1 protein-coding gene is annotated in these 1,432 nt (G+C 69.7%); it reads left to right on the top strand.

The window, feature by feature from the left end; genetic code table 11:
• The first annotated feature begins 143 nt into the window (after positions 1 to 143).
• Positions 144 to 1,427 (top strand): IS701 family transposase, encoded by a 1,284-nt coding sequence (locus tag KWI83_RS37665; RefSeq protein ID WP_374106466.1) that lies wholly within the window; start codon positions 144 to 146, stop codon positions 1,425 to 1,427.
• Positions 1,428 to 1,432: the final 5 nt, after the last annotated feature.

Genomic DNA, 1,432 nt, shown 5'->3' on the forward strand with positions numbered 1-1,432 from the left:
TACTCCAGTCTGGTTTCGCGATCTTGCGGCGGACCCGGCTGGGAACGGGGACGGCCACCGGGTGATCATCGGTTGGTGTGTGGACAAACGAAGATCGTGCGGTGGCCGCAGGCCATAGCGTAGACCCTGGCCGCTGGCGGGCGATGTTCGACCAAGTCATGGCCCGGATCGCGGGCTGCTTCGGCCGAGTTGAGCCTCGGGCCACAGCCCGCGCCTATCTGCTCGGGCTGTTGTCGGATGTCGAGCGCAAGAACTGCTGGCAGCTGGCCGAGCAGGCCGGCCACGTCCGACCCGGGCCGATGCAGCGCCTGCTGCGCTACGCCCGCTGGGACGCTGATGCCGTTCGTGACGACCTGCGCACCTACGTTGCCGACCACCTCGGCACCGACGGCGGTGTGCTGATCGTGGACGAGACCGGCTTTGTGAAGAAGGGCCGCACCTCGGCGGGGGTGCAGCGGCAGTACACCGGGACGGCGGGACGCATCGAGAACTCCCAGGTCGGTGTGTTCCTCGCCCTGGCCACCAGCCGGGGGCGGGCCCTGATCGACCGCCGGCTCTACCTGCCCGAGCACTCGTGGTGCACCGATGACGAGCGTCGCCACGCGGCCGGGATACCCCAGAGGGTGCAGTTCGCGACCAAGCCCCGCCTGGCCGAGGAGATGATCACCGCCGCGCTGGATGCCGGCATCACCGCCTCCTGGGTGACCGGCGACGAAGCTTACGGCCAGGACCCGCGGTTGCGGACTGCCCTGGAGGCGCGCGGCATCGGCTACGTGCTGGCCGTGGCCTGCTCCACTCGGGTCCGCATCAATCACGGCCGCACTCCTGCCCGCACCGATGTCCTCGCCCAGCGTCTACCCGCCACGGCCTGGCAGCGGCACAGCGCCGGGCCCGGGGCAAAGGGCCCGCGCTACTACGACTGGGCCTGGGTCCACATCGGCAGCGACAGCCACCGCCATCTGCTGATCCGCCGCAACCGCACCAGTGGTGAACTCGCCTTCTACCTGTGCTGGTCACCCACCACGGTGACGCTGTCCGAACTGGTCCGCGTCGCCGGTGCACGCTGGAGCGTCGAGGAGTGCTTCCAGGCCGCCAAGAGCCAGGTCGGCCTCGACCACTACCAGGTCCGCAACTGGACCTCATGGCACCGGCACATCACGCTCGCCATGTTCGCCCTGGCCTTCCTGACCGCCGTCGCCGCCAGCGCGGCCCCCAACCGGCCCGCCGACCCGCACCACCCAGCCCGCAGCAAGGACCTGATCGCCTTGACTGTCCCCGAGATCCGCCATCTGCTCGCCGCCGTCTTCGACCCACCGGCCGTGACCGCAGCCAGACTGCTGCACTGGTCCACCTGGCGCAGACGCCACCAGGCAACAGCCCGTCGCAGCCACTACCGACGGCGGTCCGCCAACGAACCTGCTGGATAGATCAC

The organism is Streptomyces sp. TRM70350 (assembly GCF_019219825.1).
GTDB lineage: Bacteria > Actinomycetota > Actinomycetes > Streptomycetales > Streptomycetaceae > Streptomyces.

Coding starts and splice junctions, on each gene's coding strand:
- KWI83_RS37665 (WP_374106466.1), top strand. CDS start 144: ATGTTCGACCAAGTCATGGCCCGGATCGCGGGCTGCTTCGGCCGAGTT.